Source organism: Hallella faecis (assembly GCF_018789675.1).
Classification (GTDB): domain Bacteria; phylum Bacteroidota; class Bacteroidia; order Bacteroidales; family Bacteroidaceae; genus Prevotella; species Prevotella faecis.
Genome location: NZ_JAHKBE010000060.1, coordinates 1 through 15151, shown reverse-complemented (window position 1 = coordinate 15151; position 15151 = coordinate 1). Strand labels below are relative to the sequence as shown.

Sequence of the window (15151 nt, the reverse complement as noted above, 5' to 3'; positions counted from 1 at the left end):
CATAGTTTTTGGGTTAGCATCTGCACAGCACTCCACAGGGTTTGTCGGGTGCGCCGCAAATCTTTGCGTCGTGGAAAACAAGCGTGTAGATTTCAATATAGTTTGTTACGAATTTTGGAATAAAAAAACGTGAGAGAAACAGGGGCGACGAAGTCCCTTCACAACCTCTCGTCGCCAACCCACCTTCAGTTTTTCCACAAATGCCGGAACAAAACGGTCTCAACTTCCGGAACAAAATGATCACAAATGCCGGAACAAAACAGCCTCAACTTCCGGAACAAAACGATCACAAATGCCGGAAAAGGAGTAGTTTTTCTTGGATCAGAATAATATTTTTTATATCTTTGCCCTCAAAATCAAAGAGTTATGGCAAAATACAAGCAACGCATAGCAGACCGAATAATAGAGCGGAAAATAATGGGTAAAGGTGCCGTTTTGATAGAGGGACCCAAGTGGTGCGGAAAAACAACAACGGCCAAGCAATTAGCCAAAAGCACACTTGACCTGGGAGATTCTTCCACCCTGATTCAAAGTAAGCAAATGATAGAATTGAGCCCTGGCACATTATTGGAGGGCGCGACACCTCGACTCATTGACGAATGGCAAGCTTTGCCCACTATATGGGACACAATACGCAGCGAAGTAGACAGAAGAGGGGAACCATCACAGTTTATCCTGACCGGATCATCGGTTCTTCCTAACGCTAATGAAACCATTCATAGCGGAACAGGCAGATTTGCCTACGTCAAGATGCGCACCATGAGCCTGTATGAATCGGGGGAATCGACTGGCAGCGTCAGCTTGACCGATTTGTTTGAAGGAAAGCCATTTGGCGTCATGCACAACAAGATAGACCTGGAAGAGCTGGCCTTTCTCACATGTCGCGGAGGCTGGCCCTGGGCCACATTGATACCACGAACCGTGGCTCTCGACCAGGCATTCGATTATACCGACTCGGTGGTTCAGCGCGACATTATACGCGTGGACAACACCAATAGAAACCCAGAGAGGACGAGGTTGCTATTGCGCTCATACGCAAGAAACATCTCGCAGCAAGTGTCGTATAGCACCATTCGCAAGGATATGCTTTCGAACGATTCAAGCACACTGAGCGAAGATACGGTAGCCGATTATGTAAAAGCATTGAAGAGGCTCTTTGTCATAGAAGACCTTGAAGCCTGGAACCCTAACATTCGAAGCAAAGCTGCCATCCGAACCACCAGCACACGGCACTTTGTAGACCCCAGCATTGGCACAGCCATCTTGCGATTGGGACCTAAAGACCTACTGAATGACTTACAATCATTTGGATTGTTCTTCGAAGACTTGGTGGTGAGAGATTTGCGAGTTTACGCAGAAGCCTTGGATGGCGAACTATACCACTACCGAGACAGCAGTGGATTGGAATGTGACGCTGTTCTGCATCGACACAACGGCAGTTATGCGCTTCTCGAAGTGAAGATTGGAGGCGAGGAGCGGATTAACGAAGGTGCGGCCAACCTGATCTCCTTAGCCAACACCATCGATACAGACAAGATGCAAAAGCCCTCTTTCATGGCTGTAATTATTGGAGTTGGCAATTTCGCCTATCAAAGAAAAGATGGCGTGTATGTCATACCAATTGGCTGTTTGAAGGACTAAAACACATCGGCAAGCACACAAGCATAGCCACAAATTCCGGAACAAAACAGCCTCAACTTCCGGAACAAAATGACCTCAAATGCCGGAAAAGTATAATATTTTAATTGCACGCATATTCCTGGAGCACCCAACGACGACGCTGAAACCATGGCTCGCCATCGGCTACACACCAACGCTGGCGACAGCCCCCCCCGACTTTTGCAAGCACAAATGGCGAGAATCAGGGCAAAACACCGACCATCCAAGGTCAACAAAAGGCTAATGGCGCAAGGATTTTTTGCAGCAAAACATATACCTTTGCAGATGAATGGCGGCTTCTGCACAATAAGGGGGCAAACCATAATGGCCCGAAGAGGGCGCCATCCATACAACAAAAGCACGAAAACGATGACTGAATACGAAAAACAACAGGCCGGGATGGTTTACAACGCGCCCGACGCCGACCTCGTGAAAGAACTGTACGCCTGCCACGACCGCTGTTGGGAGTATAACCAAATACGACCCACCCATCACGCTGAGCGCAACAAGATGATCAGGCAGATCCTGGGAAAGGCCGACGAGGACACGTTTATCAACCAACCGTTCCATTGCGACTTCGGCAAACACATACGGGTGGGCAAGCGATTCTTTGCCAACTTCAATTTCACCGTGCTCGACGAGGCGAAGGTAACCATCGGCGACAACTGCTTCATCGGTCCCAACGTGAGCATCTACACCGCATGCCACAGCACCGACCCCACTGAACGAAACTCGCGGCAGGAATGGGCCAAGCCCGTGACCATCGGCAACAACTGCTGGTTGGGCGGTAGCGTAACCATACTGCCCGGTGTGACCATCGGCGACAACGTAACCATCGGAGCGGGCAGCGTGGTGGTGAAAGACATTCCCTCAAACTGCATCGCAGCAGGCAACCCCGCCAAGGTCATCAAGAGGATCGACGCAGGGGAAATGGAATAGCAAAAGAAATCATGATGTTCCCACAGCTTGCTTCCACTATCTGCGCTTGCGCCTCGTTGCGCCGATAGTGAGCAGGATGGTGATGATGGTTTCGCTTGTGCAACGTTCGTTTCATATTTATCGTTACCTTCTATATCATAGCTGTCCGGTAAAACTCCAAAGAGCATAAATATCCTCCCCGAAGCCCCGTAAAATAGGACTTCGGGGATTATTTTCCAAAAGTAAGCCCCCCTAATCGAAAAGACTTGGTTCTGGTGGCGCTTTTTGCATCTCCTTTGCAAGGATATCATTCCATGTCTTCTCGGGATTCTCCATGAGATTTTTCAATCAAGTTCACAACTTTGTGGTCCACAACCTTGTGAACTACATTCTTTTTCATTACCTTTGTGATCTAATTGAGAAAGGAGTAAAGATTATGGAGAAAGCTTTTGTATATGGCATGTCGGTCGGTGGCAATAACTTTACAGACCGAATTGAAGAAACCAAGCGTATCAAGCTCGACTTTGAAAATGGCGTTAATGTTATTCTTATATCTCCAAGACGCATGGGTAAGACCTCACTTATAAAAAAGGTGATTTCCGAGATTGACGACCCTATGCTAAAAATCGTCTACATGGACATCTATGATTGCCGAAGTGAATATGATTTCTATAACCGATTTGCCGAAACAATCATGAAGTCCACTGGCAACCATTTGGAGCAAGTAATGGAGAACATCAAGCGTTTCTTGGTTAGAATCTCGCCAAAAATTTCATTTAGCCCAGAACCCAACTCTGAGTTTTCTGTATCATTGGGAATAACGCCCAAGGATTATTCTCCTGAGGAAATTTTGAATCTTCCTGAACGTATTGCCAAGGAACAAGGCGTTCGCCTTGTAGTATGTATTGATGAGTTTCAGCAGATAGGCGAGTTCACAGACTCGCTGACCATACAAAAACGTCTACGCGGCGTTTGGCAGCATCATCAAAATGTGTCTTATTGCTTCTTTGGCAGTAAGAAGCATCTGATGGAAAATATTTTCCAAAATCGTCGTATGCCTTTTTATCAGTTTGGGGAGATGCTGCATCTCAAGTGTATTCCTACGGAATATTGGGTTCCCTTCATCTGCTCTCGATTCGAGAAGTACGGCAAGAAGATAACAGAAGAGTATGCTGGCAGAATATGCCAAGTGGTAAAGAATTACTCATCTTATGTGCAGCAACTTGCATGGAACGTTATGGCTGAAACAGAGAAAGAGGTAAGCGAGGAGTGTTTTGAAGAAGGCTTGAGGGCCCTGTTGGAGCAAAACAGCAGTCTCTTTATACAACAGACAGAGGGGCTCACTACCTATCAGCTCAACTTCATTCGTCTTTTGTGCAAAGACATACATTCAGGATTTACCACTCAAGCGGTTTCTGAAATATATCCATTGGGCAGTAAGTCGAATATAGACCGTATAAAGAAAAGCTTGGTTGACAAAGAGATTATCGCCATTGAGAAAGATGGTATATTCCTTGCTGATAGTGTATTTGAACTTTGGTTTAAAAGAGAAATGATGTAGCGCGATAGCGATACCGTGGATGTTAGTTACATGGCATAGCCTTGCGAATTGAATGTGGGTAATGCCTATGAAGGTTCTACACCATCAGCAAAAACAAAACAGGAAGTTTCCCATCTTTCTTGAATAAAGAATGGAAAACTTCCTGGTCATTTTATGCTTTGTCTTGCCCTATCACGCCACCAACGTGAACAGGAAGAACATCCAGTGGGCTGCAACGGCTGCAACCAATCCGCCTATGAAATGCGCGGTGATGGCCTTAGGAGTCAGGTCGCGATAGCCAAGTGAGTCGAGCATGGCGGTGTGGGTGCTTAAGAATCCGCTCCAGCACATACCAATGGCGGTAAACACGGCAATGGCGTTGCCATCAATCCAACCATGGGCGATGAAGCCAGGAATCAAGCTCAGGGAAGCGCCCACCGCACCGAGAGCCGTGATGGGGAACGCCACAAGATGAGGATCGTGGAAACCAAAGAGCCACTCAAAAACAAAATCGATCTTGTTGGCAAGCCAAGGCAACAACTCTACGCCCTGGTAAGCGAGGCCCGAATAAGTGCCGTCCTCGGCAGGGCCGAAGGTAAAGATCATCACGCAGGTAGAGATGATAAGCACACCGGGAATGATGGACAGACCCACCTCCACACCACTTCGGCCACCGTCGAGCATGGAGTTGAGCAAGCGAATAAACACCGTCTTCTTGTGATTCTCGTCTTCCTCTTCTTCCTCCTCGGCAATCTCCTCGGGCGAAACGGCATCCTCAACGGCATATTCGGGATAAGCCTTCAGCACGAAACGCTGCATGAGACGTGTGGAGCACACGCAACCAATGCAAGCGCCCAGCAAACCGATGAGCGGCGCGGCATAGAACCCCTGGCTCGCCATGAACACGATGACAAGCAAGCCCATACCGAAAGCGGTACCGAAGTTGGTAAGTGAGATGAATTGGTATTTCTTGAAATAGCTCGCAAAACGCTTATCGTTGGCAAGCGAAATGATGGCGGGGTTATCGGAAAGGAAGGTCATGACGGCTCCCAGCGACGTCACACCCGGCAGATTGAAGATGGGACCCATCAGGGGACGGAGCGCGCGCTGGAGCAAGGCCACCAAGCCAAACTCTACGAACACACGGCCCAAGGCACCCGTAATCACACAGATACTCATCAGGTAGAACACGGTGTTGAGCAAGAGGTCGTGGGCTGTCTTCATGATGGTGTTGAGCATGTTGGGAACGCCCATAACGAAACCCAAATAGCCGAACAACACAACAACGCAGATTAAACACCAAACGCCACTTGGCAAAAGCTTTTTGCCATTCATGTTATACTTTGCCATAACAATATTCGCTTAATGGTTATTTTTTCCATGATAACACATGCAACTTAGCCACAAGACCCAGTCGCACCGTCGTTTGGTCGTCCAACATCGTCCCCGCGGGGTTCGAGTTGGTGCCCGTAGAATGGGCCACGCTCAGGCTGACGCGCACATCCGACTTGCCCTTCAATGGGTAAGCCTCTACGCCACCGCCAATGGCGGTAAGCTCCGTGCCCGGCAAAACACACTTGTCGGCCTCCTTCTCAGCACGGTTCACGTCGTAGGTAAACTTGCCATAAAGGCTCAACTGAGGCAGCACACGATAGTCAACGCGCGCCATCACCGAGCAATCCTTAAACATAAAGGTCTGGCCACTGGCGGCGCGATTCATGAAGTCGAGTTCGAGCGAAGCGTTGCCAACATTCAATTTGTGGCCCAAGGCCATGTAAGAGATGAAGTGGCTCGGCGAATACTCTATCATATTGAGCGAATAAAGCGTATTCAAGAAACCGAAATTGCCTCCCCAAAAAGCATTGTAGGCAAGCATGTCGCGATGCTGGGGAATGTTAAACGGACTTTGGCTCACCTGAAACGCAAAACGATTCTTACCGTTGGTTGTGGTGTAAGAGGCGCTGGCGCCAAACTGGAAGCAAGGAATGTTGTTCCAAAACTCAGAAGATGTATAAATATCGATGGGCGAACGGTCATACTCGTAGCCACCTATCATCACCACCTGCTTACCGGCTGCCACGCCCCAATGACGGTCGGCCTGATAAGAAACATACAACCAATCGGTGGCGTCGAACATATCGTTGCGGTCGATCTTCTTGTTGATGCGTTGTCTCCATGAGTAAGAGAAATGGTCGTCCACCTGTCCATTGGCAATCAGGAAGAAGTAATCGCCCTTGAAGCCCGAAGCGTCATGGCGAATCTCATTGCCCACGCGGTCGTTCATAAAACTCACACGCGAATGCAGGTCAATGTTCAGAGTGGGTCTGTCGTCATCTGCCAACATGGGCAAAGCCAAACACAACAAGCCGGCAACAATAGCTAAACGTGATTTCATAAATAAAGATTAGGTTAATAGAGTTTTTCGTTTCTTAAATCCCAGCAAATATATGAATAAATCCCGAATGTTTTACGATTTAGCCTATCTTTTTTTCATAACATATAAAAATTAACTAAAATCGGATAAGAAAACCTATTGGTGAACGCACACAGAAAAGCGTTGGCAGAAAAGCCAAAGACGAAAACGCCTATTACTCGTGTTTGAGAAAGAACAAAAGCACCCATCGATCGCATGCGGGAAGGCAGGGATAGAGGCATCTATCAAATTTGGACAATGGAATAAATATCCATCAAGGACATGCGAGAAGGAAGAGAGAGAATCTTCGATGATGAGTAGAAGAACCGTCCCCCGCGAGAGGGAATATCGCCATTTGTAAAAGAAAGAACCGCCTGAACCAAGAGAAGCTCTTTGTATTTGTAAGAGATAGCACCGCCTGCTCTGAGAGGAGCCATTACCTTTTGGGAGAGAAAGCACCGCCTGCTCTGAGAGGAGGAACCATCAATGATATATGAAAAGAGGGTGGAATGACGCAAATGGCATTCCACCCTCTTGTTATGCGAATCTCTTAGGCACGGCAATGGGCCGCGCCTGAGATTGAACGTTTTACTTCACAGCAAACTTCACGTTCGACGTCTTGCCGTCGAGCACAGCGTTGAGGTGATAAACTCCTGCGCTGCCATTGGCCACGAGGATCACCTTATCGCCAGCGTGCAGGTTGCGGGCGGTCTTCTGAGCGACAAGCTGGCCTGCGTTGTTGTAGAGACGCAAGGTGGCTTCGGCCACATCGCCATTGACCACAACACCAACATTGCCGTTCTCGTCAGCGTCGACCGTGACGTCGCCACCGTCGGCTGTCACGCCTGCAATGCCCGTCGAAGGCACCACATTGACTGTGACCTGATGACTTGCCACGCCGTTGTTGGCATCGGTAGCCGTGAGGGTCAGCACGGTGGTGCCAGCCTTCTTGGCGTTGATGATAAGACCATCCTCTGAGACGAAGACGCTTGCCACCTTCGAATCGCTTGAAGAAGCGGTGCAGGTGAAGTCGTCGCCATCAGGATCGCTGAAGAGCGTGATGTAGCTGATGACGCCCAACTGCTGTCCTACCTCGTAGGTCAACTCCTCCTGTCCGATGTACTCGGGTGCGCGGTTGGTGAACACCACATTGTAGTTGACGTCGGCTGTCGAAGCGTTGCCGCTGGCATCGGTGGCGTTGATGGCAATCACACCACTGCCCACATTGTCGTAGCCATACTCAGGAGTAATGGCAAACGTAGCCTCGAGCTGTTCGCCCTCAGGCACATTGAACGTTCCATTCTCATAAGTCACACCGTCAGCCTCATTGTAAGAAGCCACCGTGGTATACTCCTTGTTGTCGGAGAAGGTAACCGTGAACTCCTCTTCCTCAGGATCAGCCACAACGACCTTCACCTGAGTGGTCTTGCCTTGGCTTGCTGCAACCACAGCCTCGGGGGCCTCGATGGCCGGAGCCGCATTGCGGTCGAGATAGATGTGGTAGTTGACGACGGCGTTTGCGGGGTCGTTGCTCTTCACCACAAGTGTGGCCTTGTTGCCCTTGGCAAAGTAAGTGCTCTTGGCATTGACATGGAACTTCAGCGGCATTGATGTGCCAGCCTCAAGCGTTCCCTCCTTCTGCTCGTTGAGCAACTTGATCCAAGGCTCGCCCTTCTCATGCTCCACGCAAGTCATGAAGTAACCGAAGGCACCTGTGTTCTGCACATTATCGTAGAGCGCCTCAATGTCGACCCATCCGCCCAGCGACTTCAGGTGAGCCATGTAGCGGTTGGTTTCCATGTCGCCGTCCTTCGAAGCCATGAGCGCCGACGACTTAAAGCCGGCGGGATACTTCAGCACCACGTAGAACGTGTCGGCAGGATTGATATAGATCGGATTGTCGAACTTGAGCATGCGCGGCACACCTTGATAGCTGCCATTGGCCTGAGGCTCCTCGACATCGACATGAATCTTACCATGACCGATGGTCTTCTCTGTAGCCGTGACATCGTTGCCGAGAATCACGGAAGCCTCAATGTCCACATTCTCCAAGTCGCCCACAGTACCCACAAAGTAGAGATGCGTCAGGTTGAAGCCCTCAGCAGGTGCCTCGTAGCGTGTGGCGGCATAGAAGTTCTCATCGAGTGCGCTGGCACCTGTACCCATCAGGGCAGCGATAGCGCTGCTTACAGGATTGAGCACCGGATAGTAGAGCACATTGTCCTCCAAGCCCTCGGGCACATCATAGAAGAACTTCTGATCGTCCTTCACCTTTCTCAGGCCCAACGCCTTGAGCATGCTCTTGCCCTTGAAGGGAGCCACCCAAGCCTCGGCAAACTGCTTGGCGAGGTCGGTTGTGGGATGTGCGATGACGTTGAGTGCCGGTGATGGGTTGTCGCCGCCAAACTCGTCGGAAGCCTCATCGTGGCCCGACGGATCGAGACGCAACGTGTAGTTGAGCTTGTAACCGCCCTCATTCTTCATGTTGACGGTAGCCTCGCCTGCGTAATCGCTCGCCACATTCTCGATATACAGCATATCCTGGTCGAACGAAAGGGCAGGCGCCTCTGTGACATTCACCTTGATGAGCGACTCGTGGGTTTCCTCATCGAGTCCGCTGACGGTGAAGAGAAGCGGATAATCCTTCTGGCGAACCTCATAGGTGTTATAGAGCGTGATGCGGAACTTCACGGGCTCCTTGCCCACAACGATCGGCTCCATCATGCCCGACTGGTAACGCGTCCAAGCCATGGTGCCATTGGCGTCAAGACCAATGTCTGGTCCATCGGGGAAGTCGCCACCGCCATTGTTGGCGTTGGTGTAAACCTCGAGCAAAGCCTCAGGCATTGCCCAAGGATCGTCGGGATCGGAAGCCATGAACAATTCGGAAGCCACATCGTCGATGGTGAATGCCTTCGAGCCCTTGTTCTCTACCGTAAACTCATGGTAGACGGGGTTCATCGGATTCTCGTCGACCACCTGTTCCACGTTCACCACTTCGGGGAACACGGGCTCAGGAGCGCCGGTAATGTTGAGTGTAACAGGAATCTTCACGCTCTCGTTGGCGGGAGCGTTGGTCTTCACGTTAAGCTCGTATTGGTAAACGTCAGCCAACTTATCAGCCAACAGTTCGATAGGCAGGCTTGCGCTCTTACCCGGAGCCAGCACATAGTTCTTATAAGGAGTGAACTCGAGTGCGTTGCCAGCGTTGATGTACATATCTGCCGGTGTGATACCGCGCGTCTCGCTGTGGTCCATGATACCGCACAGACCGAACACACCCAGCTGGAAACCATTGGGGTCGAGGTCGTATTGGAACTTGAACGAGCCGTCCTTACGCAGGATGACCTGGAAGTTCATGCCCTGCATCATGGTGTTGCCATAGTTCTTGTACGACACGACCACGTCGTTCTCGTTAGCCTTGTAATAAACACCGTCGGTCGACGGAGTGTTCATAGAGTGGTTACCCCAGAACGGACAGATGATGTTGCTGTAGAACGTCTCTGTTGTAGGAAGGCTTGCCGGCGGCTCGGGGAACTGCTTGTAATCCTCCACAGGGGCGTCGAACGATACGAAGCCCGTGTTGTAAATGTACATTTCCTTGTACTTCTTGCCGTAGAACGGGAACTCGAACGGCAATGTGACCTTCTTGAAGTCGGTCTTGTCGATGTAGTAAGAGTAAGGCATGTGCTCCGTGTAGTCGGAGGTGATGTCCACCCACTCGAACGGAACGTCGAAGCCATCGCTCTTAGAATGGAACACATAGTCGACCTGCGAGTCGCCCTCTTCTTCCACATCGAGCGCACGATACCATGTGGCGGGCTCGGCCGAGAAGGTGAGGTTCTCGTCGCCATTGTTGGTCACCTTGATGTCGTTCTTCACGACATTCACGCCGTAAGGAGTCTCCTCCTCGATAGCTTCGGGGCTAACGCTCCACAGCGGTGTGCCGATGACATTACCCTTGAGAGCCACCTCGAGCGACGTGCCGTCGGCCAATGCGATGACAAGCGCATCCTCTACGGCGCCCTTCTCTTCAGTAGGCAGAACGACAGAGATATCCTTGCCCTGTCCGGCTGGAACATCGAATGCCTCCTTAAGCTCGTCGGCCACGCCAAACTTGCCATTCTTCACGCTCACACCGCTCACGTGCAGCACATCCTTACCGTTGTTGCTCAACAACACCTGGCGCTTCTGCACCGATGTGCGGAACACATCGCCGAAGTCGACAGCCTTGACGTCGGTCGCAGCCTCAGCCTTGAGGTTGTCGCCCACAATGTTGGCCTTCAATGTGATGTTGCTGCTGGCGTGTTTAGGATCGTTGGTCAGCACCGTGAGATAGTTGGTCAGTTCACCAGCGTAGAGGTCGTCTCCGGCCGCAAGCGTCACGGTGATGTCCTTGCTGTCGCCGTTTCCGATGTAACCATCGGTGCTCGACAGACTCTTGACCATCGACTTGGCGGGAGCCACAATCTTGATGGCGCTACCCGTCATGATATCATAATAAGGAGCGTCGACACCCTCGTTGGCCGAGTGTACGAGACTGGCGTCGGTGAATACACACGCGTCGTTGGCCTCGATATTGCTCACGCCCACGAAGTTGTTGCCACCGCTGCCAAACACACCTGCCGGATTATAGTCGTCGTAATAAACCTCGACGCTACCGTCAGGACAAAGGGCCATGTGGAAACTGAGCGTTGTTGTCTCACCGCCACCCTCGGTGGCCGGTGTCACCACATCCTTAAACTTAACATAGAGTTTGCCATCCTTGTGGCCGTAAGAGATCTTACTGTTGCCGCCCATGTCCATCCAACCAGAGTTGGTATAGGCCGATACGTAGCCGAGACCTTGCACACAGTCGCCCGTCGGCACCATGCACGAGATGCGTCCCTCGATGGGCAACATGCTCAAACCGCCGTAAGACGAGATGTAAACCTGATCGTACTCCTTGCCGTAGAACGGGAACTTAAAGCCGACCTTGATCGGACCCGACTGCCAGTTGTTGCTATTGAACTGCGAGGTGATGTCCTGTTCGTCGGCCAACTCAGGCGCCGGCTCATATTCGAACGAATCATCATCACCAACATTCGACTTAATGGTATAACCAAACTTGTGGACACGTGCCGTAGAACCATCGATCTTGGCCGACGAATACTTCGGGAACACGTATTGCAACGGATACTCGCCCGTGTTCTTCAGCGTCACGGTAGCGGTCTTTGTCTCACCGCCCACCTTCAGGTCGCCGAGGTCGAACTCGCTGTTAGCCACCTCAAGGGTTGCCGTGGCCGAAGCCACACCGCGCACGACGAACGTGTGCTTGATGCCGTTCTTGTCGGTCAGAGTGATGTTGCTGGTGAAATTGCCAGCCTTTGTAGGCTTGAATGTCACAGGCAGCTTGCCGGTAGAACGAGCCGCGATGTCCCGCATGCCCTTCGACACATCAAACTGATCGGACGACGACACCACATTCTTCTTGTTTTGCAGGTAGCCATATTCGCCACCAAACACACCGTATCCACTGTTGGTCAGCTCCACATCGATGGTCTTCTTCTGACCCACGAGCAGGTTGCCAAAATCAATGAGTTGCTGACTGTGCAACTCAGGCAGGTAGCCCTTGACCGTCATGGTGAGCGCCACCTTCTTCTTCGAGTCGACCGCCTCGTTGGTCTTCACATGGATGTTGAACTTATAGGTTCCGTTGACGAGCTTCTGTCCGTCGTTCTTAAGCGTCACCGCCTGGCTCTCGCCTGGGCGCACCTCACCGCTTATAGGCTCCGGGTTGAGCACCTGGCTCCAATCGGGATTTGCGCTGATGGCCTGCACGGCCCATGTGAGATGGTCGGATACGGCCTCGAAGCTTGAGCCCTTGAGCACCTCGGTGAGCTGTGTCCATGTGGCACCGTTGTTGGAACTGTAGAAGCTATACTGCGCCACATCGTCGCGGCTTGTCTTACCAGCGCCGAGCGGATTCTTGGCTCCGGCAGGGAACTTAGCCACCACCCAGAAACTTGTGCCGGGCGCGAAGTAGATCTGCTCGCCCAGCGTGATGTTATAGTTGTAAGCCCACAGGCTATAGTCGACTTTCTGAATGAGGCTTGCCGTTGAGATCGAACGCGAACCGTCGTAAATCTCAATCACAGGATCCTCACCATTGTGGCCTTGGAACTTCAGGGCCGTCAGGTTGAATCCATTGGGATAGGTCTTCTTGTCGACATAGAAATACTGAGCCAATGCGTTAGGCATCTTCACGTCCGACTCACCCAGATAGCTATAGAGCGACTCCGAGTAGGTGAGAGTGGTGGGCCAATCAGAAGCCTGATAGTCGCTTGTCGCCACGACGTTACTCTTGGCAAGCGTGGGAGCCACGGTTCCGCTGAAGGGCACCACCTGGCCAGGCGTCGGCTTTTCAGCGCGCGCCTTGGTCGACATCGTGGCACGTGTCGTGGCAGTTGTGAGTTGGTACTTCAGCATACCCTCGCCAGCGTTCTTGATGTTGAATGAAGCCTCTGCCGTAGGAGCGTTGGCAGCGTCGACCGTCATGTTGAGCGTCGTCTTATCCACTTGCACCTTCGGACCAGCGTTGGTCGTAGCCTCCTTCACGGGCGACATGGCCGAAGCCTTACCCCAACGGTTGTAAGCCACGATGGCGAAGTAATATTTCGTAGAAGCCTTCAGTCCTTCGAGCTCGTAAGCCACCGGCTCGCCAGAGTACTTAAACTTAGTGTCCACCGACACCGAGTTGAGCTTATTGAGGTTATCGCTGGCTGTAAACGGCTCCGTGCTATAATATATAACATGGTGGTCGATGCTCTTCTCCTCAGTATCGGGGATGATCCATTCGATGAGGGCGTTGTCGTGCGAAGCAGTCACCGTAAAGTCGGCCACGGCCTCAGGCACGCTACCCTCCTTGCCTTGCAGCGCCTTGTAAGCATCGATGTAACCCGATCCCATCAGTCCCGCATAGGTGGGGTTCTTGGTATAGAGATCGTTCACCGACGTGGTGAGGAGCGTGCGAAGCGTCTCGTTAGAGAAGTTCTTGTTGCCATATTTCGAGAGGATGAGCGCTGCGATACCCGACACATGCGGGCAGGCCATTGATGTACCCTCGTTGTAGCCATAGCTGCTGTTGGGCAATGTGCTCAACACGCCATACTGCTCACCATAGTCCTCCAGTCCACCAGGAGCGGTTACATCGACCCACTTTCCATAGTTGGAATAGCTGGTCACCATACCGTCGGCTCCCATAGAACCCACGGCCACCACCTCGTCGAGGCATCCAGGATAGAAATTGCCTTCCTCGCCATTGTTTCCAGCTGCGAAGATGCAGAGTCCACCGTTCATCTTCTCGCCGCCGCCGTTCTTCGTAAAATATCTCACGGCTTCCGAGACGGCCTTGTCCTCCTCGTCAGCCATACCCATACCCCATGAGCACTGGGCGATGCTTGCGCCACGGTCGGCAGCATAGACGAGCGCTCCTGCGAAGTCGGCCTCTGCCGAGCTACTCGCACGTGAGTCGAACACTTGGCAAACCATCATCTTCACACCACCAGTGCCATCAGCTCCACCGGCCACACCCGACACACCAATGCCGTTGTTGTTGGTGGCGCCCACCGTACCGGCCACGTGTGTGCCGTGTGAATGTGCGTTGATGTTCGAAGAGTTGATCACGAAGTTGTAACCATACACGTCGTCGACGAATCCATTGCCGTCGTCGTCCACACCGGGTTCACCGTTGAGCTCAGCCTCGTTGACCCAGAGGTTGTCCTTCAGGTCGGGGTGGTCGATTTGGAAGCCACCATCGATGATGGCCACAATGACATCCTTCGATCCCGCCACACCACTCTCCCAGGCAGGGAACACGTTGATGTCGTTCCCCGCCACGGTTCCTTCGATGGACCCATTGTTGTAGTAGTGCCACTGCTTAGGCAGCAAGGGGTCGTTGAACGGCATGGTAGAGAGCGCCTTCTGCACCCATGTCACATCGGTTGGCGACACGGCGCGGAAGCTCTCGCCTCCGTAAGGTTGGTAGATGGGTATGCGCTGCGCATACTCCACACCAGCTGTCGACTTGTAAAGATTGCGTGCCTGAGCGGTTGTCATACCGTCTTCCACGAAGGTGACGTCGTACCAGCGGTCGAGGCCAGCAGCCTTGTGCTTGGCCTCATCCTTACCTGCGTACGGGAACACACGCTTCATGCTCACAGCCCTCACTTTCTGCGCAACGCGATCGAGCGTTGTCGCACCGGTCGTTACGTACTGAGCCTTTGCCTTCTTCTGCACACTTCCATTCGGCAGGGTTACCTGCTGGAGCAACGTCGCCACCTCCGGCTGGAGTTTCACGCGAACCTTACCCTCTACGTAATGGGGTTCAGATGTAGCTAAGAGCCTTTGTGCGTCGGCAGTGGCAATGCCCAACAAGAGCATCAAACTGCACAGACCCATAATCAAGTTCTTTTGCATATCGGTAAAATTAAAAATAAAAAAAATAATCTATCTTCACATGGTTTGCGCTTCGCAACGCAGTTGTATGGTATATTTTCCTGTCGTCCTCCTGTCTGCAACGTATAATACCTTAATTCCGCAACACTATAATTTAACTTTATTTATAAGTTCCTGAGCAACAA

Annotated in this window: 6 protein-coding genes; 3 read left to right on the top strand and 3 right to left on the bottom strand. The window is 51.7% G+C overall.

Annotated elements, in window-relative coordinates:
• Positions 1 to 366 precede the first annotated feature (366 nt).
• The 3 genes from KM934_RS11115 (at position 367) to KM934_RS11105 (ending at position 4138) form a co-directional block, all read left to right on the top strand.
• Entirely contained in the window at positions 367 to 1641 is a 1275-nt protein-coding gene (locus tag KM934_RS11115; RefSeq protein ID WP_215760673.1) for an ATP-binding protein, read from the top strand.
• Between the two features lie 387 nt (positions 1642 to 2028).
• Positions 2029 to 2598, top strand: coding sequence for a sugar O-acetyltransferase (locus tag KM934_RS11110; protein WP_215760672.1), 570 nt, complete (start codon positions 2029 to 2031; stop codon positions 2596 to 2598).
• Positions 2599 to 3013: 415 nt separating this feature from the next.
• Positions 3014 to 4138: an AAA family ATPase gene (locus tag KM934_RS11105; protein ID WP_215760671.1), complete on the top strand. Its 1125-nt coding sequence runs from the start codon at positions 3014 to 3016 to the stop codon at positions 4136 to 4138.
• A 171-nt stretch (positions 4139 to 4309) separates the two neighbouring features.
• Here the strand turns inward: KM934_RS11105 and KM934_RS11100 are convergent, their stop codons facing one another.
• The 3 genes from KM934_RS11100 to KM934_RS11090 form a co-directional block, all read right to left on the bottom strand.
• Positions 4310 to 5467 (bottom strand): CD0519/CD1768 family membrane protein, encoded by a 1158-nt coding sequence (locus tag KM934_RS11100; protein WP_215760670.1) that lies wholly within the window; start codon positions 5465 to 5467, stop codon positions 4310 to 4312.
• Between the two features lie 19 nt (positions 5468 to 5486).
• Positions 5487 to 6512 carry a porin gene (locus KM934_RS11095; RefSeq protein ID WP_215760669.1) on the bottom strand — a complete coding sequence of 342 codons (1026 nt, stop codon included), beginning with the start codon at positions 6510 to 6512 and terminating at the stop codon, positions 5487 to 5489.
• A gap of 606 nt (positions 6513 to 7118) precedes the next feature.
• Positions 7119 to 14987, bottom strand: coding sequence for a S8 family serine peptidase (locus KM934_RS11090; RefSeq protein ID WP_215760668.1), 7869 nt, complete (start codon positions 14985 to 14987; stop codon positions 7119 to 7121).
• Positions 14988 to 15151: the final 164 nt, after the last annotated feature.

Excerpts from the sequence above, each read along its gene's own strand:
- KM934_RS11110 (WP_215760672.1), top strand. The coding sequence starts at position 2,029 with ATGACTGAATACGAAAAACAACAGGCCGGGATGGTTTACAACGCGCCC.
- KM934_RS11105 (WP_215760671.1), top strand. The coding sequence starts at position 3,014 with ATGGAGAAAGCTTTTGTATATGGCATGTCGGTCGGTGGCAATAACTTT.
- KM934_RS11115 (WP_215760673.1), top strand. The coding sequence starts at position 367 with ATGGCAAAATACAAGCAACGCATAGCAGACCGAATAATAGAGCGGAAA.
- KM934_RS11100 (WP_215760670.1), bottom strand. The coding sequence starts at position 5,467 with ATGGCAAAGTATAACATGAATGGCAAAAAGCTTTTGCCAAGTGGCGTT.
- KM934_RS11090 (WP_215760668.1), bottom strand. The coding sequence starts at position 14,987 with ATGCAAAAGAACTTGATTATGGGTCTGTGCAGTTTGATGCTCTTGTTG.
- KM934_RS11095 (WP_215760669.1), bottom strand. The coding sequence starts at position 6,512 with ATGAAATCACGTTTAGCTATTGTTGCCGGCTTGTTGTGTTTGGCTTTG.